Raw genomic sequence first — 26,546 nt, 5'->3', positions numbered from 1 at the left:
GGGAACAACGGCGCCGCTGGCACGTCTTCTCACCATGAATGGCCGAGTTTCTTAAGGAAGCCAGGCCTACCCTCACACAGGTTCAACGAAGGTCCGTCATGCGCACTGCCACGATTGCCCTGATGGGCGCGCTCACCCTCACCGCCGTCGGCGCGAACACCGCCGCCGAGGCGCAGGGTCGCTACGCTCCCGGTATCCGCGTCAGCCAGCCGCTGCCGATCCGCATCCGCCCGCGCAGCTGGCTCGATGCCGGCAACGTTGTCGAGGCGAATAACGGCTCGATCAGCAACCCAGCGACCAACCCGCACTTCATCACCGCGAGCTACCTGAATTCGCCGCCCTACGGCCGCAACGAGCGCTTCGGTGGCGGCATCCTGCCCGATCCGATCACCAACGGGCCGTTCATCGGCGCCCGTTCCAGCGCGATCCACAACGTCGACTTCTCGGCAGTCGATGCGATCGACCCGACATCGTACGTGTCGCGCAACGGCAACCCCTACTGATTTCCGTCCCCAGCGGAGAAAGAGAAAGGCGTCGACCCTGCCGGGTCGGCGCCTTTTTCATGTCTCGACCCCTATGGCGAGCGGCGCCCTACCGAACCCGCGACTTGAGGGCGGCAACCACGGCCTCGCCCATCCCGACCGTTCCAAGCAGGCTTGCACCCTCTCCGGCGATATCCCTGGTGCGGGCGCCGGCCGCCAGGGCATCGGTGATGGCGCCGTCGAGGAGGTCCGCCGCCTCGCCGAGGCCGAACGAGTAGCGCAGGGCCATGGCGAGCGAGCCGATCATCGCGAGCGGGTTGGCGAGATCCTGGCCGGCGATGTCGGGTGCCGAGCCGTGAACGGGCTCGTACAGCGCCTTTCGGCTGCCCTTCGCGTCCACCGCGCCGAGTGAGGCCGAGGGCAACATGCCGAGCGACCCGGTCAGCATCGCCGCGACGTCAGACAGCACGTCGCCGAACAGGTTGTCGGTGACGAGCACGTCGAATTGCTTCGGGCGGCGCACCAGCTGCATGGCGCAATTGTCGGCGAGCACGTGCTCGAGCTCGACATCGGTGTAATGCTCGGCATGGACCTTGGTCACGACCTCCTTCCACAGGACACCGGACTTCATCACGTTGTGCTTCTCGGCCGAGGCGACGCGGCCCGAGCGCTTGCGCGCCAGGTCGAAGGCGACATGGGCGATGCGCTCGATCTCGCCCGTGGTGTAGACCTGCGTGTCCACCGCGCGCTTCGTCCCGTCGGGTAGGGTGGTGATCTCCTTCGGCTCACCGAAATAGACGCCGCCGGTGAGTTCGCGCACGATCATGATGTCGAGCCCCTCCACCAGCTCGCGCTTGAGCGCGGAGGCGTCGGCCAGCGCCGGGTAGCAGATCGCCGGGCGCAGGTTGGCGAACAGGCCGAGATCCTTGCGAAGACGAAGCAGCCCCGCCTCCGGCCGGATCTCGTAGGCGACATCGGACCATTTCGGGCCGCCGACCGCGCCCAGCAGGATCGCGTCCGCGGCATCCGCCCGCGCCAGAGCCGCGTCGGTAAGCGGCACGCCATGGGCGTCGATGGACGACCCGCCGACGAGGTCGGTCTCGGTCTCGAAAGTGGCGATACCGGTCTCGGCGAGCACGCCGATCACGGTCTTCACCTGGGCCATCACCTCCGGGCCGATGCCGTCGCCGGGAAGGAGGAGGAGCTTGTAGGCATTCATGGGAGCACTCGCGGCCAAGGGTGATGCGTCGGGCGGCTGTAGCGACGGGTTCGGGCGCTTGGCAAGTCTCGGTGGAGTCGAGTCTCGGTTTAGCTCAGGCTCGGTGCCGGTAAGCCTCGGCGAGACGCACGCCCGTCGGCGCGACGACGACCGGACGGTTCAACAGGATTGGGTGGGACGCGACCGCATCCGGAAGCCGCGCGTCGTCCAGGGCGGCGTCGACGAGGCTCGGTTCCGCGCAGCGCGTGCCCTTCTCGCGCAGGAGACCGCGATCGTGATGCCGGCCTGCCGGGCGAGTTCACGCAACATGGCACGGCTCGGCGGTGTCTTCAGCTCCTCCACCGGATGCCGCCCGATCCCGGCATTCCGCATCAGTGCCAAGGTCTTCCTGGACGTGCCGCAGGCGGTGTTGTGATCGATGACGACGTCGATGGAATCAGGCACGGGCGGGCTCCTCGGGAGGCGTGCAGCAGGCGAACAATGCGGCTACCGCCGGGTCACAGACTTCCGGGCGGCCCTGGCAGCAATCGCGCATCAGGAATTCGATCAGACCGGAAAGCGCCGGATAAACCGCGCTGTAGATGATCGAGCGACCCTCCCGTTTGGACTGGATCAACCCGGCATGTTCGAGTTCCTTCAGATGGAAGGAGAGGTTCGAAGTCGAGACCCCAACATCCTTCGCGAGTGAGCCCGCGGCGAGGCCGTCAGGACCCGCAATCACCAGATGACGCACGATCCGCAGCCGGTTCTCCTGGGCCATGGCCGCGAAGGCCAAGAGGGCTTGCCGTTCGTCCATCTTCTATCCAATATATCCATGAATATTGAAACGTAGGGGAACGACGACGCGTGGACAAGCCCCGACCGCCCTTCGACGATGGAATGCCGAACCTCGGCGAAGCCCATTTCGTGGTGCCGTCCGATGACCATCTCGACCGACGGAAACGCATCACGCACGCCCCGCGGTTTCTGATCCTGTACGGCTCGCTTCGCGAGCGCTCGTTCAGCCGGTTCCTCGCTTACGAGGCGGCGCGGTTGCTGGAGCGCATGGGCGGTAAAGTCAGGATCTACGACGCGCATGGGTTGCCGTTGCCCGACGACACCACCGTCGACCACCCGAAGGTTCAGGAACTTCGCGACCTATCGATCTGGTCGGAGGGACACGTCTGGGTCAGCCCGGAACGTCACGGCACCATGACCGGGGTCATGAAGAGCCAGATCGATTGGCTGCCCCTGTCCGAGGGTTCGGTGCGACCGACGCAGGGACGAACCCTGGCCGTCATGCAGGTCTCGGGAGGGTCGCAGTCGTTCAATGCCGTGAACGCCCTGCGCATTCTCGGGCGTTGGATGCGGATGATCACCATCCCGAACCAGTCCTCGGTGCCGATGGCCTACAAGGAGTTCGACGAGGCCGGCCGAATGAAGCCGGGGCCGCTCTACGACCGGGTGGTCGACGTCTGCGAGGAGCTGATGAAGTTCACGCTTTTGACCCGTGAACGAGCCGATTATCTGGTGGATCGCTACAGCGAGCGGAAGGAGCGCGAGTCGGAGGTGTTCAAAGCCGTCGCAGCCGATATCGGCATCGTGAAACGGTAGCGCCGCCGATCTGCCGATGGACGTGCATCCAAGGCCGGCGCCGTGATGGAGCGCGTCATTTCGAGCCCCATCCGAGCGGTTGGAAACGGACAGGCGGCCACCTGATCAGTGATCCGACCCGGCCAGCACCGCGCCCGGCTTCTGGTGGGTGCCGACGCGGTCGACGAGCGTCGCCGTCGCGGCGTTCATGCCGATGATCTCCACCGGGATGCCGTGGTGCCGGAACTTCAGCACCACGCGGTCGAGGGCGTTGATGCTGGTGATGTCCCAGAAATGCGAGGCGGAGCAATCGATCGCCACGCCCTTCAGGTCGTCCTCGCGGAAGTCGAAGGCGGAATGGAACGCCTCCGCCGTGGCGAAGAAGATCTGGCCTGTCACCCGATAGGTGCGGATACGGCGCGCTTCGTCGCGCACCGACGAGATGCCGAAGAACCGCGTCACCTTGTGGGCGAAGAACAGCCCCGAGAGGATCACGCCGAACAGCACGCCCTTGGCGAGGTCGTGCGTGGTCACGACGACGGCCACCGTCCCGAGCATCACCGCGCTCGAACTCTTCGGATGCGTCAGCAGGGTGCGGACGGAGTTCCACTGGAAGGTGTTGATCGAGACCATGATCATCACCGCCACCAGGGCCGCCATCGGGATCCGCGCCACATAGGGGCCGAGGACGACGATGAGGAACAGCAGAAACGCGCCGGCCCAGAGCGTCGAGAGCCGGCCTCGCCCACCGGACGAGACGTTGATCACCGATTGCCCGATCATGGCGCAGCCGGCCATGCCGCCGAACAATCCGGCGGTGACGTTGGCGAGGCCTTGGCCGGCGCATTCGCGATTCTTGTCCGAGGTCGTGTCGGTCATCTCGTCGAGGATGGCCGCCGTCATCATGCTTTCCAGCAGCCCGACCATCGCTAGCGTGAGCGCGTAGGGCAGGATGATCCGCAGGGTCTCCAGGGTGAACGGCACCTGGGGCAGCGCGAAGACCGGCAGTTCGCCGGGCAGGGCGCCCATGTCGCCGACATTCCTGATGTCGAACCCGAACCACATCGCGGCTCCGGTGAGGACGAGGATGGTGACGAGCGGGGAGGGGACGGCCTTCGTCAGGTAGGGCAAGCCGTAGATCATCGCGAGGCCGATGGCGGTCATGGCGTAGACGATCGGCCCGCGGCCGATCAGTTCGGGCATCTGCGCGAGGAAGATCAGGATCGCCAATGCGTTGACGAAGCCGGTGACCACCGAGCGCGAGACGAAGCGCATGAGGTTGCCGAGGCGCACCGCGCTCGCGACGATCTGGAACAGGCCGGTGAGGATGGTCGCCGCGAACAGGTAGCCGAGCCCGTGCTCCTTCACCAGCGTTACCATGACGAGGGACATCGCGCCGGTGGCCGCCGAGATCATGGCAGGCCGCCCGCCGGCGAAGGCGGATATGACGGCGATGCAGAACGAGGCGTAGAGCCCGACCTTCGGGTCGACGCCCGCGATGATCGAGAAGGCGATGGCTTCCGGGATCAGCGCCAGGGCGACGACCGTTCCGGCCAGGAGTTCACGCGTGATGTCCGGAGCCCACTCGCTCCGAAAGGACTGACGGTTCATGGGACATGGCTCTCAATCGTCCCCGCGCGCGAAGCGTCGACAGGGACAGGCATCGACAGCCCCGTGCGCAACACGCGCCATCGGGGCCGGTTCAAACGAATCATCTCGGAGCGCCGGCTACGGCGGCGTCAGCCCGAGGAAATCGATGAACCGCTTGAGATGCATGGAAGCCTGATAGCACGCCCCTGCCGCAACGCAACATGCGGCAGGAGCTCTCGAACGGTCGCGTCAGACCTTGCGGGCCACCGTGAACCGCGCGGCCTCACGCAGGGTGCGGGCCTTGTCACCCCAGGCGGACACGGCCTCTTCGCAAAGTCCGACGAGGCGATCGCATTCGGCGCGGGCACCGTCGATGCCGAGGCGGTCGACGAGGGTCGCCTTGCCGGCATCCTTGTCCTTGCCGGTGGCCTTGCCCATCGCTTCCGGCGAGGCTTCGCGATCGAGGATGTCGTCGGCGATCTGGAAGGCCTGGCCCAATGCGAGGCCGTAGCGCCACAAAGCGGCGCGCTGGTCCGGCGTCGCGCCACCCACGAGGGCACCCGCATCCACCGAGAAGGCGAGGATGGCGCCGGTCTTCATCGCCTGGAGCTGGAGCGTGTCCTCGACATCGAGGGACACGGCGCCGAAGCGGCCTTCCGCGCCGAGGTCGAGAATCTGGCCGCCGACCATGCCGCCGAGGCCCGACGCCTTGGCGAGGCCGAGGACGAGGTCGGCGCGGATCGACGGGTTCGGCTGCCAGGTCGCATCGGCCAGGATTTCGAAGGCCAGAGTCTGCAGCGCGTCGCCGACCAGGATGGCGGTCGCCTCGTCATAAGCCTTGTGGACCGTGGGCTTGCCCCGGCGCATGTCGTCGTCGTCCATGGCCGGCATGTCGTCATGGACCAGCGAATAGCAGTGGACGAGCTCAATGGCCGATCCGGCGGCCAGTGCTCCGGCCTCGGCGCCGCCGAGCATCCGCGCGGTTTCCACCGCCAGGAACGGGCGCAGACGCTTGCCGCCGCCGAGAACCGAATGGCGCATCGCCTCCATCAGCCGTACCGGTCGGGTGATCTCACCCGTCTGGGTCTCGGGGCCGAGGCGCTCGGCGAGAAACGTCTCGACGGCGTCGGCCACGCTAGAAAGCTTGTGGGAAAACGCGTCCGATTCGTCCGCCGTGACCGAAGCGTGGGATGATGGCGTTGAGGTCATCGTAAGAAGGGCCTTGGTCGAGGGGTGGGCGCGTCGTGGTGCGGGTGGGGCGAAGTCAGGATCGAGGCGACGATGCGGCGGAGGTCAGCGAACCGCAATCCCGCCATGAACGGCACCTCAATCCGGTTCGAAGGAGACGGCAATCGTCCCTGGCGAGGCGGATCGTCGGCCTCGCCATGCTGCTCCCCGTCGTGGTGCTGGCCCTGATTCTTGTTCTCGGGCTCGTCTATAGTGCGTTGACCCCGCCCTCAACCCTGATGCTGGCGCGATGGTTGACGCTCAAGCCCGTCAGCCGCGAGGTCGTCGCCCTCGAAGCGATCTCGCCGCTCCTGGTCCAGGCGATCATCGCCTCGGAGGACCAGCGTTTCTGCCTGCATAACGGCGTCGATTGGGGCGCGCTTCGCGACGTAGTCGACGATGACGAGGGGCCGAGCCGCGGCGCCTCGACGATTTCCATGCAGACCGTGAAGAACGTGTTCCTCTGGCCTGGCCGCTCCTTCATCCGCAAAGGGCTGGAGATCCCCCTCGCGGTCATCGCCGACACGCTGTGGGGCAAGCGGCGGATGATGGAAATCTATCTGAACGTGGCCGAATGGGGGGAGGGCGTCTACGGCGCCGAGGCGGCGTCGCAGCGCTGGTTCGGCAAGAGCGCACGCACTCTCAACCGCAGCGAGGCGAGCCTGCTCGCCGCCGTCCTGCCGAACCCGATCCAGCGCAACCCCGCACTGCCGTCGCGTGGCGTGCGCGCCGTCGCCGCCCGGATCCAGGGGCGGATGAATGCAGTCGGCGGGCTGATGGGGTGCCTTCGCTGAGGCCGGAGGCGTGGAGGCTTGCCGCGACTCATGCCATAGAGCCGTCCATCCTCCGACAGACGGTCGGGGCCGACCCGTGATGGGGCGGATACGAGACACGACGAGCACCACATCGGTGGCGGAAACGACATGGCCGACAGCACAACCTTCGACCTCACCCTGGAGCGGATCGCCCTGCTCCGCCGGATGGTGGTGGCCTGGAATCCGGCCGGGCAGGGCGCGCCCATCGTCCATCCCGACGCGCCCTACGGCAGCACCGACCGCGACGGCGACATCTTCAACGTGACCGGGGACGATGACGGGGCCGACGAGGAGCACCGGGCGCTGGGGGATGCACTCGCGGTGTTTCTCCACAATGCCGTTCTGAAGCCGGGCCGCTATGCCTATCACAACACCCTGGCCAAGCTCTCCTCGGACGATGTCGGAGACGTCTTTCGTGACGAGGCGACGGGTGAGACGCCCGAGCACGTCACCTTTGACGTCACGGCCGAGCATCTGGCTCTGATTCCGAAACTCAACCTGCTCTGGGACGAGGGCCGCGACGTTCCCGCCTTCGATACGGCCGAGCCGTACGGAACGGGGACCGAGCGTCCGGCTTTGCATCACGAAATGCAGCCGGCCCTGCAGATTTTCCTGCGCTACGGCGATCTCGGGCCGGGACCGTTCGGCAAGACGGGCGACCGCTGGGTCGCCGTCTGAGTTTGACGTTCTGCCCTCTCCCGTGATGGGGAGAGGGCCAAGACGCGCGGATTACGCCCCGAGCTTCTTCTTGCGTTGGGCAAGCGTCCGCAGGCGCAGGGCATTGAGCTTGATGAAGCCCGCCGCGTCGCGGTGGTCGTAGGCGACGGCCCCCTCTTCGAAGGTCACGAGGTCCTGATCGTAGAGCGAGTTCGGGCTGGTGCGGCCGATGACGTGGATGCCGCCCTTGTAGAGCTTCAGACGGACTTCGCCGGTGACCATCTCCTGGCTCTTGTCGATGAGGGCCTGGAGCATCTCGCGCTCCGGCGAGAACCAGAAGCCGTTATAGATCAGCTCCGCATATTGCGGCATGATCTGGTCCTTGAGATGGGCCGCCCCGCGATCCAGCGTGATCGACTCGATGGCGCGGTGGGCCGGCAGCAGGATCGTGCCGCCCGGCGTCTCGTACATGCCCCGGCTCTTCATGCCGACGAAGCGGTTCTCGACGAGATCGAGCCGGCCGATGCCGTTGTCGTGGCCGAATTGGTTGAGCTTGGCGAGCAGGGAGGCCGGCGACAGCATCTCGCCGTCGATGGAGACCGCATCGCCCTTCTCGAAGCCGATGGTGACGATGGTGGGGGTATCGGGCGCTTCTTCCGGCGAGAGGGTCCGCGAGTAGACGTAATCCGGCACCTCGTCGGCCGGATCCTCGAGGACCTTGCCCTCCGAGGAGGCGTGCAGGAGGTTGGCGTCGACGGAAAACGGGCTCTCGCCGCGCTTGTCCTTCGAGATCGGAATCTGATGCTGCTCGGCGAAGGCGATGAGCTGCTCGCGGCTCTTGAGGTCCCATTCGCGCCAGGGGGCGATGACGGTCACGTCGGGCTTCAGGGCGTAGTAGCCGAGCTCGAAACGAACCTGATCGTTGCCCTTGCCGGTGGCGCCGTGACACACCGCGTCGGCACCGAGCCGCTCGGCGATCTCGATCTGCTTCTTGGCGATCAGCGGGCGGGCGATCGAGGTGCCGAGCAGATAGACGCCCTCGTAGACCGCGTTGGCGCGGAACATCGGGAACACGTAATCGCGTACGAATTCCTCGCGCAGGTCCTCGATGAAGATGTTCTCGGGCTTGATGCCGAGCAACTCGGCTTTTCTGCGTGCCGGCTCGAGCTCTTCGCCCTGGCCCAGATCGGCCGTGAAGGTGATGACCTCGCAGCCATAGGTGGTCTGTAGCCATTTCAGGATGATCGAGGTGTCGAGGCCACCGGAATAGGCGAGCACGACCTTGTTGACGGGCTTCGGATTCGCGTCTGACATCGGGTTCGCTTCGGTTCTCGTGGAGTGGTGGCGGCTTATCAGCGGAGAGCGGCGTCGTGCAACCGGCATGCCGCCGGAGACGTTGCGTCGGTGTGCGGCCACGCTGTCCACGGCCGCGTCAGCGCATCATGTTGTCGCTTGGCCAGGAACAGCGGAAGCTGCGTATTCTGACCTCATCCTTAATTCCATACCGGAGATTCGACGAATGCCGCGACGGCCGACCCTCGAATTCTGGTACGAATTCGCCTCGACCTACTCGTACCTGGCGGCCATGCGGATCGATGGGATGGCGGAAGCCGCCGGCGTCGAGGTGCGCTGGCGGCCGTTCCTGGTCGGACCGATTTTTGCCGGCCAGGGCTGGAATTCTTCGCCATTCAATCTCTTCCCGGCGAAGGGACGGCATATGTGGCGAGACGTGGAGCGTGAGGTGGCGCGACAGGGCCTGCCGCCTCTGACGCGACCCGATCCGTTTCCGCAGAACAGCCTCAGCGCGACCCGCGCAGCCACCTACGGCATGGATTACGACTGGCTCGTTCCATTCTCGAAGGCCGTCTACGAGACCGAATTCTCCGCCGGACAATCCATCGCCGAGCCCCAGGCGGTGGTCGGAATCCTGAACGGACTCGGTCTCGATGGGACGGTGATCCTCAAGGCGGCGGCGTCGGAGGGCAACAGGGGACGCCTGCGCGTCAATGGCGAGGAGGCGCGGTCGCGTGGCATCTTCGGTGCACCGACGTTCCTGACCGGGGATGGAGAATTGTTCTGGGGGAATGACCGTCTGGAACAGGCACTCGCCTGGGCGATCGGAGACCGCCCCGGAGCGATGCGTTAGCTCATTTCAGCATTGGGGTACGGCCCGCCATTGCGACGGCGACGGGTCGCCGTGGAACGCGTAAGGCGCGCGACCCTCGCGGGTCGCGCGCCTTACAGATCCGCGATGGCGCGTAAGCGAGAAGGTGGACGTCGAAAGACCGCTCCCCTCAGGCGGCGCTCGACGCGATCCTGACTTTCTGGGTTGCGGTGTCGACCTCTTCGGTGGATCGGGCGATCTCGTCGAGACTTTCGGTGATGAGGGTGACGCCGTTGGAGGCGGTCTGCATGCTGGAGGACATCTCGCGGGTGACGGCGCTCTGTTCCTCCACCGCCGCCGAGATGGCGCTGGCGACCTCGTTGAGGGTCATGATCGTGCTCTGGATCGAGGAGATCGCGCCCACCGCCTCGCGGGTCGCCTGCTGGGTCGACAGGATCTGGGCGCTGATCTGCTCGGTGGCCTTGGAGGTCTGGGCGGCGAGCGCCTTGACTTCGGTGGCGACCACCGCGAAGCCGCGGCCCGCCTCGCCGGCGCGCGCCGCCTCGATCGTGGCGTTGAGCGCCAGCAGGTTGGTCTGGGCGGCGATGCCCTGGATCAGGGCGACGACCTCGCCGATGCGGGTCGCGGCGCCCGAGAGGCCGGTGATGATGGCGCTGGTCTCCTGGGCCTGCTTGACCGCCTGGCCGGAGATCTCGGAGGCGTGGGTGACCTGCATGCTGATCTCGGAGACCGAGGCGGCCAGTTCCTCGGCGCCGGAGGCGACGGTCTGGATGTCGGACGAGACCTGGGTCGAGGCCTGGGCGGCCTGACCGGCCTGGCGCGAGGCGCCCGAGGCGGCGCCGGCGATGGCGTTGAGATCGCTGGCGATGGAGACCTGGAGGGCGGCGCGGCTCTGGCGCTCGAGCACCTGGCGGGTGACGTCGATGGCGAACTTGACCACCTTGAGCGGACGGCCCTCGCGATCGAAGATCGGGTTGTAGCTGCCCTGGATGAAGATCTCGCGGTCGCCCTTGGCCATGCGCCTGTACTCGCCGGACTGGTACTCGCCCTGGCCGAGGTTGTCCCAGAAGCTCCTGTACTCCGCGCTCGCCCGGAAGTCCGGATCGACGAACAGGCTATGGTGGCGGCCCTGGATCTCGTCGAGGCGGTATCCCGTCACGTCGAGGAAGTTCTTGTTGGCGGTGAGGATCGTGCCGTCGAGGGTGAACTCGATCACCGCCTGCGAGCGGTCGAGGGCCTTGACCTTACCTTCCTGGTCGGTGCTCCGGTTGACCTGCTCGGTGACGTCGGAGGCGAACTTGACGATCCGGGTGGGCCGGCCGTCGCGGCCGAGGATGGGATTGTAGGTGGCCTGCAGCCAGATCTCGCGGCCGTCCTTGCCGATGCGCTTGAACTCGCCGGACTGGAAGGTGCCGCCGGCGAGCGCGACCCAGAAGGCGCGATAGGTCGGGCTCTCCCTGAAGGCCGGGTCGACGAACAGGCTGTGGTGTTTGCCCTGGATCTCGGCGAGCTCGTAGCCGACCGCGTCGAGGAAGTTCTTGTTCGCCGTCAGGATGGTCCCGTCGGTCTTGAACTCGATGACCGCCTGCGAGCGATCCAGTGCATCGATCCGGGATTGCCGATGGCTATCAGCGAAAAAGTTCATCACCCTGTCGGACGCGTAAGGGTTATTCGGGGTCGCCGCGCTCGACCCTGCAATCTCAGATGCGCAAATTTCCCTATCGTTCACTTAACTTCGGCTTCGATAGTGTGGAAATAGCAAGAATAATGAATCAAATTTCCGTCAGACCAATTCTAAGAGAAGGATCTAGACCACACAGATCCCCATAATACGGAATTATAAACCGAAGTATCCATGATATATTGGAATTACCATAAATACGATCCGTGCGTATTCGCCAGTAATATGTAATAAATCCTATCAAAGATGACATTAGTGCGGCGGTATATGTATCACGAAGTTCTCGGATGAATGGGGCGGGCCCGCAGCGTCTCCGCGTCCGCGACCACTCGCACGCCTTGCCGCTGATGGCCCCTGGAGCCTGCGTCTGGCGACCCTGGCAAAGCAGGGCTAGAACGCGTGTCGCCGATATCGTCCGTTCGCAAACACGCAGATCCAGGGCTTCGTCATCCATGAACATCACCCGCCGGAGCCTCCTCGCCACATCCGCCGGATTGTCCTGTCTCGTCGCGTCTCCGGGTGCCGTGCGTGCCCAGGGCTACGGCCAGACCTTCAAGGTCGATAACGACGATGGTCGACCGGTCGCCAACACGCGGCTTCCCGGAGAGATCGTCGGCGAAATTCCAGCCTTGAAGGGCGTCACCTATGTCGGTCCGCGCGAGGCGGAGATCACGCTCTACGAGTTTTTCGACTACAATTGTCCGTATTGCCGGAAGGCGGCGGTGGACATGGTGTCCCTCTCTTCCAGCGATCCCATGCTGCGCATAGGGCTCGTCAACAATCCGATCCTGTCACCGCAATCGGCGCAGGCGGCCAAGGTGGCCCTCGCAGTTCAACGCAGGCTCGGGTCCGCAGCTGCCTGGACGCTGTATCAAAAGCTCCTCGGCAAGCCCGGTCGGGTCGACGGCACGGCCGCGTTGCAGGCCGCGTCGTCATTGGGTGTGCCCGCCGCGGAGATCGAGGCGATCGGCGACAGCGAAGAGATTCGCCTCGCCTTGAAGGCGCAGATGCGGATGGCCGCCGATCTCGGTCTTGCGGCGACACCCTCCTATGTTCTCGGCAATATCGGCCTTCTCGGGCATCCGGGTCCCAGGTCGCTGGCAAAGATGATCGGGGCGATGCGCCGCTGCGATCAGATCTCCTGCTGAGGCTTTCCCGGAACGCCTCACCTTCGCCACCGTTGTCGCGGATTGGCGAAGGTCGAGCACCTTCGGTGCGTGCAAGCTGTGCACGGCCGTCTTCGTCTTGCGCCTCCCCAACACGCATGCTAGGCCCTCGCCGCGCCGGGAGAACGGGTTTCAGACCTGTATTCCGAGGCGGTTCCCACTCCTGACGGTTTCAGAGCCGACGCCGAGAACGGTGTCACGGGCCGGAGCCTCGGGCCGGATTAAGAGAGAGAGTGGCGCGTGGCGCAGACCAGTTCCGAGGCGGGTTCCCCGGTTGCAGGCGTAGCAGGTCGCTATGCGTCCGCACTGTTCGAGCTGGCCCGCGACGAGCGTCAGATCGATGCCGTGGCCGGGAGCCTGCAGAACTTCGATGAGCTTCTGAAGGAAAGCGCCGACCTGACGCGCCTCGTGCGCAGCCCGGTCTTCACCGGCGAGCAGCAGGAAGCTGCGATCGGTGCGATCCTCGACAAGGCCGGCATCACCGGCCTCGGTGCCAATTTCATCCGCCTGGCAGCCGCCAATCGCCGCCTGTTCGCATTGCCGGACATGATCCGTGCCTTCCGCAGGCTGGTGGCCGAATCGAAGGGCATCGTGCGTGCCGAGGTGACCGTGGCCGAGCGTCCCTCGGACGCCGTCCTCGAAGAGATCAAGACCTCGCTGCGCGACGTCGCCGGCTCCGAGATCGATCTCGACCTGCGCGTCGACCCTGCTCTGATCGGCGGGCTCATCGTCAAGATCGGCAGCCGGATGGTCGATGCATCCCTGCGGACCAAGCTCAACGGTATCCGACTCGCGATGCGGGAAGCCTGAGGTCTGCGCTCCGGCGCAGGTCCGCTCCCGTTTCTCCACAGCAACTTCGTTCGATTTAAAGAGGCCAGACGATGGACATCCGCGCTGCCGAGATCTCCGCGATCCTGAAAGAGCAGATCAAGAATTTCGGCCAGGAAGCCGAAGTGACCGAGGTGGGCCAGGTGCTCTCCGTCGGTGACGGTATCGCCCGTGCCTACGGCCTCGACAGCGTCCAGGCCGGCGAGATGGTCGAGTTCGAGTCCGGCGTGCGCGGCATGGCCCTCAACCTCGAGCAGGACAACGTCGGCATCGTGATCTTCGGGTCCGATCGCGACATCAAGGAAGGCCAGACCGTCAAGCGCACCGGCGCCATCGTCGACGTTCCCGTCGGCAAGGCGCTGCTCGGCCGCGTCGTCGACGCGCTGGGCAACCCGATCGACGGCAAGGGCCCCATCGCCACGACCGAGCGTCGCCGCGTCGACGTGAAGGCGCCGGGCATCATTCCGCGCAAGTCGGTTCATGAGCCGATGGCCACCGGCCTCAAGGCCATCGACGCGCTGATCCCCGTCGGCCGCGGCCAGCGCGAGCTGATCATCGGCGATCGCCAGACCGGCAAGACCGCCATCGCTCTCGACACGATCCTCAACCAGAAGCCGGCCCATGCGGGCACCGACGAGAACGCCAAGCTCTATTGCGTCTACGTCGCCATCGGCCAGAAGCGCTCCACGGTCGCCCAGTTCGTGAAGTCCCTGGAGGACAACGGCGCGCTCGAATATTCCATCGTCATCGCCGCCACCGCTTCGGACGCCGCGCCGATGCAGTTCATCGCCCCCTTCGCCGGTTGCGCCATGGGCGAGTATTTCCGCGATAACGGCATGCACGCCGTGATCGTTTACGACGATCTCTCCAAGCAGGCCGTGGCCTACCGCCAGATGTCGCTTCTGCTGCGCCGCCCGCCGGGCCGCGAAGCTTACCCGGGCGACGTGTTCTATCTCCACTCGCGCCTGCTCGAGCGCGCCGCCAAGATGGGCGACGCTGCCGGCAACGGATCGCTGACCGCGCTGCCGGTCATCGAGACCCAGGCCAACGACGTCTCGGCCTACATCCCGACCAACGTGATCTCGATCACCGACGGCCAGATCTTCCTCGAGACCGACCTGTTCTACCAGGGCATCCGTCCGGCGGTGAATGTCGGCCTTTCGGTCTCCCGCGTGGGCTCCTCGGCCCAGACGAAGGCGATGAAGAAGGTCGCCGGCAAGATCAAGGGCGAGCTCGCCCAGTACCGCGAGATGGCGGCGTTCGCGCAGTTCGGCTCGGATCTCGACGCCTCGACTCAGAAGCTTCTGAATCGTGGCTCGCGTCTGACGGAGCTCCTGAAGCAGCCGCAATTCTCGCCGCTGAAGATGGAAGAGCAGGTCGCCGTGATCTATGCCGGCGTGAACGGCTACCTCGACGCCCTGCCGGTCTCGAAGGTCCGTCCCTTCGAGGACGCTCTGCTCTCGACCCTGCGCACCAAGCACGCCGATCTGCTCACCAAGATCCGCGACTCGAAGGACCTGTCCGACGACAGCGCGAAGACGCTGAAGGGCGTCGTCGAAAGCGTCGCCAAGTCGCTGGCATAAGGCTCGTCGACTTGTCCCTCTCCCATTGCGGAGAGGGGCTGGGGTGGAGGTTCTGCCGGATAGGCCGAGACCTCTTCGACACCGCCCCACCTCCGGCTCCTCCCCGCTAGGGGGAGGAGAGATGGCGTCGAACCGCACCGTACGGATCTGGAAGTCACCCCATGGCGAGTTTGAAGGATCTGCGTAACCGCATCGCTTCGGTGAAGGGCACGCAGAAGATCACCAAGGCGATGCAGATGGTCGCCGCCGCCAAGTTGCGGCGTGCGCAGAATGCTGCCGAGAATGCACGTCCCTACGCCGAGAAAATGTCGCAGGTGCTGGGCAATCTCGCCGCGAACCTCATCGGAGGCGTCCAGGGTCCGAAGCTCCTGTCCGGCACCGGCTCGGACAAGGTCCACCTGCTCGTGGTCTGCACCGCCGATCGCGGCCTGTGCGGCGGCTTCAATTCGTCGATCGTGCGTCTTGCCCGCGAGCACATCCGCAAGCTGACGGCCGAAGGCAAGACGGTGAAGATCGTCACCGTCGGCAAGAAGGGCTACGACCTTCTCCGCCGACAGTACCGTGACCAGATCATCGAGAATCGCGATCTGCGCGGCAACAAGCCGGTGGATTACGAGTTCGCCGCCGAGATCGCGGACAGCATCATCTCGCGCTTCGAGGATGGCGAGTTCGACGTGGCGACGTTGTTCTACTCACGCTTCCGCTCGGTCATCGCCCAGGTGCCGACTGCGCAGAAACTCATCCCGGCCGAACTTCCCGAGGCTGGCGATACCGTTACCGATGCCGCACTGGAATTCGAGCCGAGCGAGGAAGCGATCCTCGACACGCTTCTCCCGCGCAACCTCACCGTCCAGGTGTTCCGCGCGCTCCTCGAGAACGCGGCTTCCGAGCAGGGCGCACGCACGGGTGCCATGGATTCCGCCACGCGCAACGCGGGCGAGATGATCAAGAAGCAGACGCAGATCTACAACCGTACGCGTCAGGCCATGATCACCAAGGAACTCATCGAAATCATCTCGGGCGCTGAAGCGCTCTGACCGTATCGAAGGACCGTATCATGGCGAATACCGCTCTCCCCGGCGCCGGCTCCACCAAGGTCGGCAAGATTACCCAGGTCATCGGCCCCGTGGTCGACGTTCATTTCGACGGCCACCTGCCCGAGATCCTGAACGCCCTCGAGACCAAGAACAACGGCAACCGCCTCGTCCTCGAAGTGGCCATGCAGCTCGGTGAGAGCACCGTGCGCTGCGTCGCCATGGACACGTCGGAAGGCCTCGTGCGTGGTCAGGAAGTGACCGATACCGGCGAGGCCATCAAGGTCCCGGTCGGTTTCAACACCCTCGGCCGCATCATGAACGTCATCGGCGAGCCGATCGACGAAGCCGGTCCGATCGTGTCGGAGACGCTCCGCGCCATCCACCAGCCGGCCCCGTCCTATGCCGAGCAATCCACCGAGTCGCAGATCCTCGTCACCGGCATCAAGGTCGTCGATCTCCTCGCTCCTTACGCGAAGGGCGGCAAGATCGGTCTCTTCGGTGGCGCCGGCGTCGGCAAGACCGTGCTGATCATGGAGCTCATCAACAACATCGCCAAGGTGCACTCGGGCTACTCGGTCTTCGCCGGCGTCGGCGAGCGCACCCGCGAGGGCAACGATCTCTATCACGAGATGATCGAGTCCAAGGTCAACATGGACCCCAAGGAGAACAACGGTTCGGCCGAAGGCTCCAAATGCGCTCTGGTCTATGGCCAGATGAACGAGTCGCCCGGCGCCCGTTCGCGCGTGGCTCTCACCGGCCTGACCATCGCCGAGGATTTCCGCGACCAGGGCCAGGACGTTCTGTTCTTCGTGGACAACATCTTCCGCTTCACCCAGGCCGGTTCGGAAGTGTCGGCTCTTCTCGGCCGTATTCCCTCGGCCGTGGGCTACCAGCCGACGCTCGCCACCGACATGGGTGCCCTGCAGGAGCGCATCACGACCACCAACAAGGGCTCGATCACCTCGGTGCAGGCCATCTACGTGCCGGCCGACGATCTGACCGACCCGGCGCCCGCCGCCTCGTTCGCCCACTTGGACGCCACCACCGTGCTGTCCCGCTCGATCGCCGAGAAGGGCATCTACCCGGCCGTCGATCCGCTGGATTCGACCTCGCGCATGCTCAACCCCGCCGTTCTCGGCGAGGAGCACTACGCCGTCGCGCGTCAGGTCCAGCAGACCCTGCAGCGCTACAAGGCGCTCCAGGACATCATCGCGATCCTGGGCATGGATGAGCTGTCCGAGGAGGACAAGCTCACCGTCGCCCGCGCCCGCAAGATCGAGCGCTTCTTCTCGCAGCCCTTCTCGGTGGCCGAGATCTTCACCGGCTCGCCGGGCATTCAGGTTCCGCTCGCCGACACCATCAAGGGCTTCAAGGGCCTCGTGAACGGCGATTACGACGACCTGCCTGAGGCGGCGTTCTACATGGTCGGCACGATCGAGGACGCCAAGGAGAAGGCGAAGAAGATCGCGGCTGCGGCCTGATCCTTTGAACGCCAAAATCGTCCTGCTGATCGTCGGCCTCGTGGCCGGCGGTCTCACCGGCTATCTCACCCGGCCCGAAGCCGCCGAGATCAAGATCGGCTCGTTCAGTCTCGAAGTTCAGGGAGATTCGCCGGCAGGTACGCGCGGCGGCTCCCTGACCACCGGTCAGATGCAGCATGTCGGCCTTTTTGCCGTGATCGGCGCGGTGCTTGGTTTTGGGATCGGTTTCGTTGCCGATCGGCGTAAGGCCTGAGCTGATAATCACGGTGCGGCTCTCAAATGTCCGCGCCGCTTTTTCACCACGACAACTCGAAGCGGGACTACCCTCGCCATGGCCACCTTCCAGTTCGATTTCGTCGGCCCCGAGCGGACGGTCTATTCAGGCCAGATCGAGGCCGTGCAACTCCCCGGTGTCGAGGGCGAAATGACCGTCCTTCCCGGTCACGCTCCCGTCCTGACCGCTCTCAAGGTCGGCGTCATCGTGATCAACGAGGCCGGTCATGCCGGCAAGCGCGTGCTGGTGCGTGGCGGTTTCGCCGATATCGGTCCGACCATGGTCACGGTCATCGCCGAGCGGGCCAACCCGTTCGAGGAGATCACCCCGGAATCCTTGGACAAGGACATCGCGGCCCTCGAGATGCAGCGCGACGCGACCGAGGACTTCGCCAAGAAGGATGAGATCAACGGTCAGATCGTCCAGCTTCAGGATGCCAAAGTCGCCCTGAACTTCTGATCGTCCGGCGCTGCGGTCAGCCTTTCGTCCCGGCCGCAGCGACGGCAAAGTCGAGGAGAAGGGTGTGCTCCTCCTCCCCCGAGAGACATCCCCGTTCAAGCCACAGGGAACGGGCCGCTTCGAGACCCTTCCCGACCGAGCGGCCTGGCGAAACGCCCGCCGTAACGAGGTCGCTCCCTCTCAAGGGAAATCGCGGTACTGGCCGCGTCCCGTCGAGGAAGGCCGCCAGCTCGGCGTGAGCCTCGGGGCCTATCTGTTGCGTCCGGGCTGGGCTCAGCACATCGACAGCCAGAGCTAAACCCGGCAGGTCATGCGTGGCTGCCAGCCGACGCATGTCGATGGCTCGGATCGTCGGCAGACTCTCGATCGCGCGCCGCGCGGTCGCATAGGCTTCGAGCAGGTCGTGCTCCTCGTTGGACAGGCGCAGCGCCTGCCTCAACCATGTGGCGTCAGTGACGGTATCGACCGCGAGCGCGGCAAGTCGCGTCGCGGCCCTCATCTGATTAGCATCCATCGTTTCTGCCGCGATGGCGCGCGTCAAGCGATCGAGGTGTCCGTCCGTCCCGATGATACGCTCCAGCAGCCCGGCCTTGCGCATGGTGGCGATCACCTCGACGGCGCCAGGGCCTTCGAGGAGTTTCAGTAGTTCCGATCGGACGCGTTCTCGCGACAGGCCGTCGAGAGCTTGCGCCGCTTCCATCGCGGCACGGAATCCCTCCTGGTCCGGGGCGCCGATGCCGTAGCGTGCATGGAAGCGGAAGAAGCGGAGGATACGCAGAGCATCCTCGCGAATTCGGGTCGCTGCGTCGCCTATGAAGCGGACGCGGCCCGTTTCGAGATCGGCGACGCCCTCGGTGGTGTCGTGCAGCTCGCCTTTCTCGTCGATGGAGAGAGCGTTGATGGTAAAGTCGCGCCGCGCGGCATCACGGGCGAAATCCCGCCCGAACCTCACTACCGCATGCCGGCCGTCGGTCTCGATATCCTCGCGCAGGGTCGTGATCTCGAATGCCCGGTCTCCGCGAAGAACCGTCACTGTCCCATGCTCGATACCAGTGGGAATGGCCCTGAGGGACGTGGCGGTTGCACGCCGCATCACCTCCTTCGGCAGCAGGGTGGTGGCGAGATCGACATCCGAACTGACATATCCGAGCAGGGCGTCTCGGACGGCGCCGCCGACGATGCGTGTTTCCTCGGTCTCCGCCTTCAGCACTGAGAGCAGATGCGAAATGTCCGGATCCGCGAGAAGGTCTGCGAGCCCATCGCGATGCAAGGTCCGGATCGTCATTGGAAATGTCCGGGAACGACCTGTCCGTTCTCGAGCCTCGGGGGAACGTAGCCGCCGCGGTGCGTCTCGCCGACCAACCCGGTAAGGACGAGAGACAGGATTACCAGCACGAGCCCTCCCATGGTCAGGCGGAACACGAACCCTTCCCAGTGGGCGCTGTGGCGCGGGTTGCGTCCCCTGATCGCGAGATAGAGGCCGAACAGCGCGAACGGCAGCAGGAAAATGAGGACTTCTTCGACGAGGCGACGGATCATGGGGCTTTCAGGCGGCGGCGGGAGACCGTCATGTCACGGAAACAGGCGTTCGTGCAGATTGTTCACGATTCCCGCGGTGACGCCCCAGATCATGCGCTCTCCGAATGGGATCGCGTAGTAGCGGCGCGGACGATCCTGCCACACGCCGACACCGAGCCTGCGGCGGACCGGGTCCATGAGGCGTGCCAGCGGAACCTCGAATACCTCCTCCACCTCGCCGGGATCGAGTTCGAGCCTCGCATCGGCATCACAAAGGCCGACCACGGGCATGACCAGGAAGCCTGTGGCGGAGAGATAGGCGTCGAGATAGCCGAGAATGCGGATGTCGGTGGCCCGAAGTCCGATCTCTTCTTCGGCTTCGCGTAGAGCGGCGTCGGCGGGGCTCCTGTCGTCGGGTTCGATCTTCCCGCCGGGAAAGGCGATCTGGCCGGAATGGTCGCGCAGGTGCGAGGCCCTGACCGTGAACAGCACCGAGAGTTCCGAGTCCCTGACGAAGACAGGGACGAGAACCGCCGCCGGCCGGTGTGGCTTGCCAGGGCGAAGCGCGATGCCGACGGGATCGAGGTCGTGATCGCCCCGCGGGTTCGAGATCGGGTCGTCGGGCTCGGGCGGGGTAGGGGAGAGGCCGCGCCCCGCCCTGTCGAGCAGGTCGGCGAGTGCGTCGAAACTCATACGCCGTCGCTGGGCGCGACGGCGTGGAAACGACCGCCACCAGCGATCCCGAACCATGGCCGACCGTCGACCATGCGGTCCTCGCCGAGTGACAGGAGGTCGTAGGTCAAGGCCCTGGTCAGGAGCGCCCAAAGGCCCCGCCGCACATGCACATAGGGCCGCAAGCCTCCATCCTCGCCTTCCTCGAATCGCAGGCCATGGTCGGCATCCACGGTGACGAGGTCGTCGACATTGGTCCGGAACGCGAGGCGTCGCGCCTCGCCTGTCCCCTCCGCCGCCATCTCCACGGCAACGAACGGCGCATCGTCCACGACGATTCCGACACTCTCCACCGGTGTCACCAGCACGATGCGCCCATCGGGTTCCCGCCTGAGAATGGAGGAGAACAGCTTGACCATCGCCGGGCGTTGAATCGGCGAGCCGTTGTGGAACCAGGTTCCATCCGCGGCGATCCGCATGTCGATTTCTCCGCAATAGGGCGGGTTCCAGCGCTCCACCGGCGGCGGTCCGCGCTGGGGCATTCCGTCGAGCGCCAGACTGAGCCGGGCGATGGCCGGGTCCGGTGCGGGCTGTACTGTCTGTGTCATGGGTTCAGGAGATAACGCGTTCTCGCGCGTTTGAAACCGTCCCCTGAGTTGGGAAACGATGCCGAGGCAGATGCCGGCGCGTCTCGTTTCGCTGCGCTGCATCCTGAATCGAACAACGCAGGATAACGTGCGAATACGAATGATTTCAATCAAACTCTTAGCGATTTGTGCGATGCAAAAATATTCGCTGCTGAAAAAGCTAGGCAGCATTTGCGCTCGCCCCAGAAGTTTGGCACTCAGAGCGTGCATCCCAGGGAGGGAATGCCGAAATCACACCGAGCGCTTCGTCCCGCGGCCGGCCAGCCAAGCTCGACAATCATGATAACAACGCAAGGACGGTAGAATGACCGCATTGTTGCTTATTATCCTGGGCGGGCTGTGCGCCGTCGCCTACGGCATCGTCACGATCAACGACGTCATGAAGCGCGACGCCGGCACTCAGCGGATGCAGGAGATCGCCGGGGCGATCGCGGAAGGCGCGCAGGCCTATCTGCGTCGGCAATACGCCACCATCGGTATCGTCGGATTGGTTCTATTCGTGGCTTTGGCCTACTTCCTCGGGCTCAAGGTCGCCATCGGCTTCCTCATCGGTGCCGTGCTCTCGGGCGCTGCCGGCTTCATCGGCATGAACGTATCGGTGCGCGCGAACGTCCGTACGGCACAGGCGGCCTCGACATCGCTCGGAGCAGGCCTCGACGTGGCCTTCAAGTCGGGTGCCGTCACCGGCATGTTCGTCGCCGGTCTCGCGCTCCTGGGCGTCGCGCTCTACTACACGTTCCTCACGCGAGTATCGGGCCTCGCCCCGGCCAGCCGTGAAGTCATCGACTCGCTGGTGGCACTCGGCTTCGGCGCCTCGTTGATCTCGATTTTCGCCCGCCTCGGCGGCGGCATCTTCACCAAGGGTGCCGATGTCGGCGGCGATCTCGTCGGCAAGGTCGAGGCCGGTATTCCCGAAGACGATCCGCGCAACCCCGCCACTATCGCCGATAACGTGGGCGACAATGTCGGTGACTGCGCCGGCATGGCGGCCGACCTGTTCGAGACCTACGCGGTGACGGTCGTCGCCACCATGGTGCTCGCCGCGATCTTCTTCGCCGGCCAGACCGATATCGGCGGCCGCAACATCCTCGAGGCGATGCTGCTCTATCCGCTCGCCATCGGCTCGTCCTGCATCCTGACCTCGATCGCCGGCACCTATGCCGTGCGGCTCGGCGCCAACCAGTCGATCATGGGAGCGCTCTACAAGGGGCTGGTCACGGCTGGCGCGCTCTCCATCGTCGCCATCGCCCTCGTCAATGTCGCGCTGTTCGGCGGCTTCGCCACCGAGTTCAAGACCAATGCCGGCGTCACCTTCACGTCGGGCGGCCTGTTCGGCTGTGCGGTGATCGGCCTCGTCATCACCGCACTCATCGTGGTGATCACCGAGTACTATACCGGCACCAACTTCCGTCCGGTGAAGTCGATCGCGGACGCTTCCGTCACCGGTCACGGGACCAACGTGATTCAGGGCCTGGCGATCTCACTGGAATCGACGGCGCTGCCGGCCTTGGTCATCGTGGCGGGCATCATCGCCACCTATTCGCTGGCGGGCCTGTTCGGCATCGCCATCGCGGTGACCGCCATGCTGGCGCTCGCGGGCTTCATCGTCGCCCTGGACGCATTCGGCCCGGTCACCGACAATGCCGGCGGCATCGCGGAGATGGCCGGCCTGCCACCGGAGGTGCGCAAGTCCACCGATGCGCTCGATGCCGTCGGCAACACCACCAAGGCCGTCACCAAGGGTTATGCCATCGGGTCGGCCGGCCTCGGCGCCCTGGTGCTCTTCGCCGCCTACACCAGCGACCTGAACTACTTCATCGCCAATGCGAGCCCGACCCAGTACCGCTTCTTCCAGGGCGTGACCGTCGATTTCTCCTTGTCGAACCCCTACGTCGTCGTCGGTCTGCTCCTCGGCGGCCTGATCCCGTTCCTGTTCGGCGGCATGGCGATGACGGCGGTCGGACGCGCCGCCGGTGCGGTGGTCGAGGAGGTGAGGCGTCAGTTCCGTGAAAAGCCCGGCATCATGGCGGGAACGGACCGGCCGGATTACGGACGAGCCGTCGATATGCTCACCCGCGCGGCGATCAAGGAGATGATCCTGCCCTCGCTCCTGCCGGTTCTGTCGCCGATCGTGCTGTTCTTCGTGATCCAGGCGATCGCCGGCAAGAACCAAGCCTTCGCCACCGTGGGCGCGTCCCTGCTCGGCGTGATCCTGACCGGCCTCTACGTCGCGATCTCGATGACCTCCGGCGGCGGCGCGTGGGACAACGCCAAGAAGTACATCGAGGACGGACACCACGGCGGCAAGGGTTCCGACGCACACAAGGCGGCGGTGACCGGCGACACCGTCGGTGACCCCTACAAGGACACGGCGGGACCCGCCGTGAACCCCGCCATCAAGATCACCAACATCATCGCTCTTCTGCTTCTGGCGGTGCTGGCCCACCTTTAGGTGGCAACGAAATCAAAGGTCTCGGCTTAATCGATCTAGAGTAAAGCAGGGCTGCCGCTTCTAATGGAGCTGTGGCCCTGCATGTTCTGGCTTGGAGCAACAGCGCTAGCCTCAAAAGGGTTAGTCATTGCTTGGTTATCTAGAATTTGGATTACCTTGTTTTAAGTCGCAGCTTCGCGGACAGTGACCCTCGCTATCATGAGGGTATGTCGGTGAGTCACGCTGTGACCGCCTCGCCATTACTGACTGCCAATGACCAACATCGTCCTGTTCTACCAAGGATCAGCCTTCGGCGCGTAGCCAATCAGCCAATACGCCTTAGGGCAGCTTTTACCTCGGCCGGCGCTGCCGAGCTGTCCCAGATCGTAAATACATTCATCGAATGCATCGAGACCGAGGGACGAAAGCCTTCATTGCGCCAGGAACCGCGTCACATCCATGAATGGATATCCTGCTTTCCCGTACGACGCGGCGAAGACATTAATTTGCGCTTGTATACGGTCGTGCTCGATCTGTGGTGAGTTCACTTCGACAGAACATGAAAGACCTGCCTCGAAAACCAATCGCAAGTACGCCTCCGCTTCCCTACATACGAGCTCGACCTGATCGCCGCGAATGACCCTCACCTCTCCAAATCGCCCGGTATCGATGATCACCTCCAAATCAGCTGTCCATTCGGTTTCAGCGCCCATACGTCCACCTTTCATGCCCGATTAAGGGGTCAGCCGTGACCGAAATCCTAGATCGCATGTCTGTTGGCCGGTTCGCCCACAGCGACCCGATGAGTGTCATTCGTTTTCGACGTAATTGGTTATTTAAGACACTAAATGCGAGCTATAGAATTCAGGTGTAGCGTCGGGCAAATCGGTGTTTCGAAGAATTGGTTTGATTTAATTTGGGTGTGTTCAGGCAGACTTAGAGCGACGCGTTATATAAAGTATTTTCTTGAAGGCTTGGCTCGGTTTAATAGACCTGCCGTGCCTGAGATCCAACAAGATGTGAGCAATTTCAAGCCGACACTCTAGTCGAAGGCGCGCCTTCGACCGAGGGCTGTCGAGATGACTGATGTATCGACTTATGTGCGTGAATGTAGAAAGGTGAATATTTTGTCTTAAATAGGGGCCTACTTTTGTAAAATAATTGAGTGCCGCCTGTTAGATAATAAAAATTATCGCGGTTACCAAAACTTAACACTATAAAACAATTTGAGCTTATTTCCGGATTCAAGCTGTTTTATCCTTTGATCAATTATATCCATATCGTAAATTCTTGAACTTGTTGCCATGTGCGCGCGCGAAATGACGTTGGTTGTTGATAATAACGCGGCAGTCAAGAGGCATCCGCCGACTGTCCACCATGCTGGGGCATCGGGTAACGCGGCAGCTGACGGAGTCATTCCTTCAATATATCTACGCATTACGGGATGTTGGGCTGTTGACCCCATAACGTTATTTGTAAGAAACAGAGCCCCCAATCCGAGCTGACGATAATGTCCGGCTGGAAGCCCGACTAGTCCGTTCATACTCAGAAGTTCGTGGTACGAAGCCCCGACATCGACTGGAAACATGTCCATATCGACATACAGGCCGCCGATATCATGCAGTATTTCAGCTCGTATTACATCGACAACCCCAGCGTAAAGCTTACGCTTCAAATAAATGGTGTAAGCAGGACTCTCGTAGCAGCGAAGCTTTTCTACTTCCTCTTGAGTCCATAAATGGTATTCATAGCCGTACTTTGCACACCATTTCCGCCAGTAATCTGGTGACCCTACAGGGCATGGCTTGGTGCCTATCCATACCTGATGGATTATCTTTGGAATTTCTCTCCGTCCATGCTCACTTGAAAGCTTGAGATCTTCTAGACTTGCTGTTGAGACTTTCAATGCTTCTGGGTTTGGGGTCTGATTTTCTGCTAATCCAATGGCTTCGAATTTGTTGCCAGCCTTTTTTGCCAGCAATCTGCGCAAAGTTTGCTCTTTTGTATTCATTCCGGCAAAAGTTAAGGTTTCGTCTTTTGACGGCATTGAACTCAATACATCGATGGCACTACGAGCTTGATCAAGCTTATTATTGTCAATAAAAGATAATATCAAGTTGGATAAATGGCGCCTGTTTGCGAATTTTGGCAGTGAAAAATCTGAGTTATATTCATGCAATGTTTCCGCGTCGGGAGCTTTCATTGCTTTTTCTGCGGAAACACTATTTTTTCTAACCAAGATTTTTCTCCCTCTTGAATAAAGGAAGCCGCACAATTTCGGGGCTTGAGTACCACCTCTAGTAGCAATGACGAGATTTTGCGAGTGGGAACGTGCTCGTTCTCGGACAATAATACTCGGCGCCAGCCGGTCGCTGGCAAACTTCCCACGATCGAGAGAAGCGACCTGGCCGCCAGCCTGGATCACGCGGCGTTTTTCACCAGCGTGCACACCCACCGCGTTCGGAGGAGCCCTTGAGAAGGGGCGGGTTTCCGGCGCAGGTGCCATCCCTGCCGCGTGTCCGCCCGATCTCGGACGCAACGCCCTGGAGAACCGCCTCGCAACCGCATTCCATAATGTATTGAATCACCTCAGCAGGGCTGTGTCAGGTTGCCCGCAGCTTGGCGCTGGCAAAAGCGCGTCGCAGAGAAGGCCCTACTTGGCCATCAGGCCCCCCCGCCCGCCGCCCGTCGCATTCCACGCGAACGGTGGGGGGAGTACGAGCGCTCGTCTGTTCGGAGCTGCCGCATGAGGTCGACCAATGGAACGGGCGCGTCGTGTCCAAACGCAATAGGATCTTAATGCGCTTCCCTGCAACGGATCGAGGAAGCGCACGGCTTGCGCCCACATCGGATCCGCATTGTCAGGCTCTCACAAGACCGCGCCTTCGCCCAAAAAATCGAGGTTGTGCTGGACCAAGGCCCGGATCCCGGCGCCTACGCCGCGCTACTGTCCAGCGATGCAAAGTGCCGGGTCCGGGCTCTTGAGCAGACCGCCTCGACCGGACACCCGGGTCCCGAGCTCCCCAGCCGCCCGGATGCACGCCTAGAAATGAAAGGGCCGCGCAGTTTTCGCTGCGCGGCC

The 26,546-nt window shown here is 63.6% G+C and carries 25 protein-coding genes and 1 pseudogene; 13 read left to right on the top strand and 13 right to left on the bottom strand.

The annotated features are described in order from the left end of the window. Window positions 1-98 precede the first annotated feature (98 nt). The gene (locus tag A3OK_RS0112715; RefSeq protein WP_019905258.1) at window positions 99-503 is read left to right on the top strand and encodes a hypothetical protein; all 405 of its coding nucleotides are present in this window, start codon (window positions 99-101) and stop codon (window positions 501-503) included. Window positions 504-591: 88 nt separating this feature from the next. Here A3OK_RS0112715 and leuB read toward each other — a convergent pair whose 3' ends face one another. The 3 genes and pseudogenes from leuB to A3OK_RS0112700 form a co-directional block, all read right to left on the bottom strand. Next, window positions 592-1,701 carry a 3-isopropylmalate dehydrogenase gene (leuB, locus tag A3OK_RS0112710; protein ID WP_019905257.1) on the bottom strand — a complete coding sequence of 370 codons (1,110 nt, stop codon included), beginning with the start codon at window positions 1,699-1,701 and terminating at the stop codon, window positions 592-594. A 121-nt stretch (window positions 1,702-1,822) separates the two neighbouring features. Beyond that, window positions 1,823-2,133 (bottom strand): annotated as a pseudogene (locus A3OK_RS23605) (ArsC/Spx/MgsR family protein); the annotation flags it as partial. A gap of 4 nt (window positions 2,134-2,137) precedes the next feature. Further along, the gene (locus A3OK_RS0112700; RefSeq protein WP_019905255.1) at window positions 2,138-2,497 is read right to left on the bottom strand and encodes a metalloregulator ArsR/SmtB family transcription factor; all 360 of its coding nucleotides are present in this window, start codon (window positions 2,495-2,497) and stop codon (window positions 2,138-2,140) included. 50 nt (window positions 2,498-2,547) lie between these two features. On the opposite strand from A3OK_RS0112700, the gene arsH reads away from it, so the two are divergent. After that, window positions 2,548-3,294, top strand: a complete 747-nt coding sequence (arsH, locus tag A3OK_RS0112695) for an arsenical resistance protein ArsH (RefSeq protein WP_026597218.1) — start codon at window positions 2,548-2,550, stop codon at window positions 3,292-3,294. A gap of 105 nt (window positions 3,295-3,399) precedes the next feature. Here the strand turns inward: arsH and A3OK_RS0112690 are convergent, their stop codons facing one another. Together A3OK_RS0112690 and A3OK_RS0112685 are read right to left on the bottom strand one after the other, a co-directional pair. Beyond that, complete coding sequence (locus A3OK_RS0112690) at window positions 3,400-4,884, bottom strand: SulP family inorganic anion transporter (protein WP_019905253.1); 1,485 nt, start codon at window positions 4,882-4,884, stop codon at window positions 3,400-3,402. Between the two features lie 228 nt (window positions 4,885-5,112). Beyond that, a complete protein-coding gene (locus tag A3OK_RS0112685; protein WP_026597217.1) occupies window positions 5,113-6,072 on the bottom strand; it encodes a polyprenyl synthetase family protein in 960 nt (319 codons plus the stop codon). Between the two features lie 176 nt (window positions 6,073-6,248). Here A3OK_RS0112685 and mtgA point away from each other — a divergent pair, with 176 nt between their 5' ends. Together mtgA and A3OK_RS0112675 are read left to right on the top strand one after the other, a co-directional pair. Then, on the top strand, window positions 6,249-6,884 hold the full coding sequence (gene mtgA, locus A3OK_RS0112680) for a monofunctional biosynthetic peptidoglycan transglycosylase (RefSeq protein ID WP_019905251.1): 636 nt from the start codon (window positions 6,249-6,251) through the stop codon (window positions 6,882-6,884). Window positions 6,885-7,013: 129 nt separating this feature from the next. Next, window positions 7,014-7,583 carry a hypothetical protein gene (locus A3OK_RS0112675; RefSeq protein WP_019905250.1) on the top strand — a complete coding sequence of 190 codons (570 nt, stop codon included), beginning with the start codon at window positions 7,014-7,016 and terminating at the stop codon, window positions 7,581-7,583. 51 nt (window positions 7,584-7,634) lie between these two features. Here A3OK_RS0112675 and A3OK_RS0112670 read toward each other — a convergent pair whose 3' ends face one another. Next, complete coding sequence (locus A3OK_RS0112670) at window positions 7,635-8,876, bottom strand: argininosuccinate synthase (protein ID WP_019905249.1); 1,242 nt, start codon at window positions 8,874-8,876, stop codon at window positions 7,635-7,637. A 205-nt stretch (window positions 8,877-9,081) separates the two neighbouring features. Between A3OK_RS0112670 and A3OK_RS0112665 the strand changes: the two genes are divergently transcribed. Beyond that, a complete protein-coding gene (locus A3OK_RS0112665) occupies window positions 9,082-9,708 on the top strand; it encodes a 2-hydroxychromene-2-carboxylate isomerase (protein WP_019905248.1) in 627 nt (208 codons plus the stop codon). Between the two features lie 148 nt (window positions 9,709-9,856). Here the strand turns inward: A3OK_RS0112665 and A3OK_RS0112660 are convergent, their stop codons facing one another. Then, complete coding sequence (locus tag A3OK_RS0112660) at window positions 9,857-11,332, bottom strand: PAS domain-containing methyl-accepting chemotaxis protein (protein ID WP_019905247.1); 1,476 nt, start codon at window positions 11,330-11,332, stop codon at window positions 9,857-9,859. A 488-nt stretch (window positions 11,333-11,820) separates the two neighbouring features. Between A3OK_RS0112660 and A3OK_RS0112655 the strand changes: the two genes are divergently transcribed. The 7 genes from A3OK_RS0112655 (at window position 11,821) to atpC (ending at window position 18,196) form a co-directional block, all read left to right on the top strand. Then, entirely contained in the window at window positions 11,821-12,516 is a 696-nt protein-coding gene (locus A3OK_RS0112655) for a DsbA family protein (RefSeq protein ID WP_019905246.1), read from the top strand. A 258-nt stretch (window positions 12,517-12,774) separates the two neighbouring features. Then, the gene (locus tag A3OK_RS0112650) at window positions 12,775-13,344 is read left to right on the top strand and encodes a F0F1 ATP synthase subunit delta (RefSeq protein ID WP_019905245.1); all 570 of its coding nucleotides are present in this window, start codon (window positions 12,775-12,777) and stop codon (window positions 13,342-13,344) included. Window positions 13,345-13,415: 71 nt separating this feature from the next. Further along, complete coding sequence (atpA, locus tag A3OK_RS0112645; protein ID WP_019905244.1) at window positions 13,416-14,945, top strand: F0F1 ATP synthase subunit alpha; 1,530 nt, start codon at window positions 13,416-13,418, stop codon at window positions 14,943-14,945. Between the two features lie 161 nt (window positions 14,946-15,106). After that, the gene (locus tag A3OK_RS0112640; protein WP_019905243.1) at window positions 15,107-15,982 is read left to right on the top strand and encodes a F0F1 ATP synthase subunit gamma; all 876 of its coding nucleotides are present in this window, start codon (window positions 15,107-15,109) and stop codon (window positions 15,980-15,982) included. A 20-nt stretch (window positions 15,983-16,002) separates the two neighbouring features. Next, a complete protein-coding gene (gene atpD / locus A3OK_RS0112635; RefSeq protein WP_019905242.1) occupies window positions 16,003-17,463 on the top strand; it encodes a F0F1 ATP synthase subunit beta in 1,461 nt (486 codons plus the stop codon). 4 nt (window positions 17,464-17,467) lie between these two features. Beyond that, window positions 17,468-17,716: a hypothetical protein gene (locus A3OK_RS0112630; RefSeq protein WP_019905241.1), complete on the top strand. Its 249-nt coding sequence runs from the start codon at window positions 17,468-17,470 to the stop codon at window positions 17,714-17,716. Between the two features lie 78 nt (window positions 17,717-17,794). After that, window positions 17,795-18,196 carry an ATP synthase F1 subunit epsilon gene (atpC, locus tag A3OK_RS0112625; protein WP_019905240.1) on the top strand — a complete coding sequence of 134 codons (402 nt, stop codon included), beginning with the start codon at window positions 17,795-17,797 and terminating at the stop codon, window positions 18,194-18,196. 16 nt (window positions 18,197-18,212) lie between these two features. Here atpC and A3OK_RS0112620 read toward each other — a convergent pair whose 3' ends face one another. The 4 genes from A3OK_RS0112620 to A3OK_RS0112605 are packed head-to-tail and all read right to left on the bottom strand — an operon-like array spanning window position 18,213 to window position 20,994. Next, entirely contained in the window at window positions 18,213-19,481 is a 1,269-nt protein-coding gene (locus tag A3OK_RS0112620) for a CCA tRNA nucleotidyltransferase (protein ID WP_019905239.1), read from the bottom strand. Beyond that, window positions 19,478-19,735, bottom strand: coding sequence for a DUF6111 family protein (locus A3OK_RS0112615; RefSeq protein ID WP_019905238.1), 258 nt, complete (start codon window positions 19,733-19,735; stop codon window positions 19,478-19,480). The genes A3OK_RS0112620 and A3OK_RS0112615 overlap by 4 nt, the downstream gene beginning before the upstream one ends. Window positions 19,736-19,768: 33 nt before the next feature. Continuing rightward, on the bottom strand, window positions 19,769-20,407 hold the full coding sequence (locus A3OK_RS0112610) for a CoA pyrophosphatase (protein WP_019905237.1): 639 nt from the start codon (window positions 20,405-20,407) through the stop codon (window positions 19,769-19,771). Next, on the bottom strand, window positions 20,404-20,994 hold the full coding sequence (locus A3OK_RS0112605) for a DUF1285 domain-containing protein (protein WP_026597216.1): 591 nt from the start codon (window positions 20,992-20,994) through the stop codon (window positions 20,404-20,406). The genes A3OK_RS0112610 and A3OK_RS0112605 overlap by 4 nt, the downstream gene beginning before the upstream one ends. A gap of 343 nt (window positions 20,995-21,337) precedes the next feature. On the opposite strand from A3OK_RS0112605, the gene A3OK_RS0112600 reads away from it, so the two are divergent. Beyond that, window positions 21,338-23,485 (top strand): sodium-translocating pyrophosphatase, encoded by a 2,148-nt coding sequence (locus tag A3OK_RS0112600; RefSeq protein WP_019905235.1) that lies wholly within the window; start codon window positions 21,338-21,340, stop codon window positions 23,483-23,485. A 410-nt stretch (window positions 23,486-23,895) separates the two neighbouring features. On the opposite strand, the gene A3OK_RS0112595 is transcribed toward A3OK_RS0112600, so the two are convergent. Further along, window positions 23,896-24,177, bottom strand: coding sequence for a hypothetical protein (locus A3OK_RS0112595; protein ID WP_019905234.1), 282 nt, complete (start codon window positions 24,175-24,177; stop codon window positions 23,896-23,898). Window positions 24,178-24,662: 485 nt separating this feature from the next. After that, window positions 24,663-25,970, bottom strand: coding sequence for a glycosyltransferase (locus A3OK_RS24020; protein WP_155912013.1), 1,308 nt, complete (start codon window positions 25,968-25,970; stop codon window positions 24,663-24,665). Window positions 25,971-26,546: the final 576 nt, after the last annotated feature.

Origin of the sequence: Methylobacterium sp. 77, assembly GCF_000372825.1 — a bacterium.
GTDB lineage: Bacteria > Pseudomonadota > Alphaproteobacteria > Rhizobiales > Beijerinckiaceae > Methylobacterium.
The sequence above is the reverse complement of the archived record's forward strand: the minus strand, read 5'-3'. Positions and strand labels throughout refer to the sequence as shown.

What these genes read in the sequence shown, in the direction of transcription:
- A3OK_RS0112715 (WP_019905258.1), top strand. Translation starts at nt 99, where the DNA reads ATGCGCACTGCCACGATTGCCCTGATGGGCGCGCTCACCCTCACCGCC.
- leuB (WP_019905257.1), bottom strand. Translation starts at nt 1,701, where the DNA reads ATGAATGCCTACAAGCTCCTCCTCCTTCCCGGCGACGGCATCGGCCCG.
- A3OK_RS0112700 (WP_019905255.1), bottom strand. Translation starts at nt 2,497, where the DNA reads ATGGACGAACGGCAAGCCCTCTTGGCCTTCGCGGCCATGGCCCAGGAG.
- A3OK_RS0112690 (WP_019905253.1), bottom strand. Translation starts at nt 4,884, where the DNA reads ATGAACCGTCAGTCCTTTCGGAGCGAGTGGGCTCCGGACATCACGCGT.
- A3OK_RS0112685 (WP_026597217.1), bottom strand. Translation starts at nt 6,072, where the DNA reads ATGACCTCAACGCCATCATCCCACGCTTCGGTCACGGCGGACGAATCG.
- mtgA (WP_019905251.1), top strand. Translation starts at nt 6,249, where the DNA reads ATGCTGCTCCCCGTCGTGGTGCTGGCCCTGATTCTTGTTCTCGGGCTC.
- A3OK_RS0112675 (WP_019905250.1), top strand. Translation starts at nt 7,014, where the DNA reads ATGGCCGACAGCACAACCTTCGACCTCACCCTGGAGCGGATCGCCCTG.
- A3OK_RS0112670 (WP_019905249.1), bottom strand. Translation starts at nt 8,876, where the DNA reads ATGTCAGACGCGAATCCGAAGCCCGTCAACAAGGTCGTGCTCGCCTAT.
- A3OK_RS0112665 (WP_019905248.1), top strand. Translation starts at nt 9,082, where the DNA reads ATGCCGCGACGGCCGACCCTCGAATTCTGGTACGAATTCGCCTCGACC.
- A3OK_RS0112660 (WP_019905247.1), bottom strand. Translation starts at nt 11,332, where the DNA reads ATGAACTTTTTCGCTGATAGCCATCGGCAATCCCGGATCGATGCACTG.
- A3OK_RS0112655 (WP_019905246.1), top strand. Translation starts at nt 11,821, where the DNA reads ATGAACATCACCCGCCGGAGCCTCCTCGCCACATCCGCCGGATTGTCC.
- atpA (WP_019905244.1), top strand. Translation starts at nt 13,416, where the DNA reads ATGGACATCCGCGCTGCCGAGATCTCCGCGATCCTGAAAGAGCAGATC.
- A3OK_RS0112640 (WP_019905243.1), top strand. Translation starts at nt 15,107, where the DNA reads ATGGCGAGTTTGAAGGATCTGCGTAACCGCATCGCTTCGGTGAAGGGC.
- atpD (WP_019905242.1), top strand. Translation starts at nt 16,003, where the DNA reads ATGGCGAATACCGCTCTCCCCGGCGCCGGCTCCACCAAGGTCGGCAAG.
- atpC (WP_019905240.1), top strand. Translation starts at nt 17,795, where the DNA reads ATGGCCACCTTCCAGTTCGATTTCGTCGGCCCCGAGCGGACGGTCTAT.
- A3OK_RS0112620 (WP_019905239.1), bottom strand. Translation starts at nt 19,481, where the DNA reads ATGACGATCCGGACCTTGCATCGCGATGGGCTCGCAGACCTTCTCGCG.
- A3OK_RS0112615 (WP_019905238.1), bottom strand. Translation starts at nt 19,735, where the DNA reads ATGATCCGTCGCCTCGTCGAAGAAGTCCTCATTTTCCTGCTGCCGTTC.
- A3OK_RS0112610 (WP_019905237.1), bottom strand. Translation starts at nt 20,407, where the DNA reads ATGAGTTTCGACGCACTCGCCGACCTGCTCGACAGGGCGGGGCGCGGC.
- A3OK_RS0112605 (WP_026597216.1), bottom strand. Translation starts at nt 20,994, where the DNA reads ATGACACAGACAGTACAGCCCGCACCGGACCCGGCCATCGCCCGGCTC.
- A3OK_RS0112600 (WP_019905235.1), top strand. Translation starts at nt 21,338, where the DNA reads ATGACCGCATTGTTGCTTATTATCCTGGGCGGGCTGTGCGCCGTCGCC.
- A3OK_RS0112595 (WP_019905234.1), bottom strand. Translation starts at nt 24,177, where the DNA reads ATGGGCGCTGAAACCGAATGGACAGCTGATTTGGAGGTGATCATCGAT.
- A3OK_RS24020 (WP_155912013.1), bottom strand. Translation starts at nt 25,970, where the DNA reads ATGGCACCTGCGCCGGAAACCCGCCCCTTCTCAAGGGCTCCTCCGAAC.